Raw genomic sequence first — 595 nt, 5'->3', positions numbered from 1 at the left:
ACAAAAAGGTTTTCCGACGGATAACGAAGAACACCAAAAGCGCATGATCATGGCGACGTTTGAAGACGAAAATGGTGAAAAAGTAACGGTGCTTAATGGCTACTTCCCTCAAGGGGACAACATTAACCACGAAACGAAATTCCCATACAAGCGCCAGTTCTACAAAGATCTAATGACGTATCTAAACGATCATCACAACAACGATGAACAGTTGATTGTTATGGGTGATATCAACATCAGCCCTATCGATTCAGATATAGGTATCGGAGAACCAAACCGTAAGCGTTGGTTGAAAACGGGTAAATGCTCTTTCCAACCAGAAGAACGTGAATGGCTGAAAACGTTGTTAGATTGGGGCTTTGAAGATACTTTCCGTAAGCTCTACCCAGAAGTGAACGATCGCTTCTCGTGGTTTGACTACCGATCTCGCGGCTTTGATGACAACCGAGGCCTACGAATTGATGTGATTTTGGCGACTCCTTCTCTCGCGCAAAAATGTATTGAGTCGGGTATCGATTATGAATTACGCGGTATTGAAAAGCCTTCAGACCACGCGCCAATCTGGTCGACATTCAAGTAATACATTGCAAAGCAA

Annotated in this window: 1 protein-coding gene; it reads left to right on the top strand. The window is 43.7% G+C overall.

Going from position 1 to position 595, the window contains the following annotated elements; genetic code table 11:
- The coding region (gene xthA / locus R8O10_RS26305; RefSeq protein WP_318192109.1) for an exodeoxyribonuclease III at positions 1-580 on the top strand (580 nt) is incomplete at its 5' end.
- Positions 581-595: the final 15 nt, after the last annotated feature.

Source organism: Vibrio sp. 1727, assembly GCF_033344415.1.
In the GTDB taxonomy this organism is placed as follows: Bacteria; Pseudomonadota; Gammaproteobacteria; order Enterobacterales; family Vibrionaceae; genus Vibrio; species Vibrio alginolyticus.
Note: the sequence above shows the minus strand (reverse complement) of the source record. Positions and strands in the feature narration are given on the sequence as shown.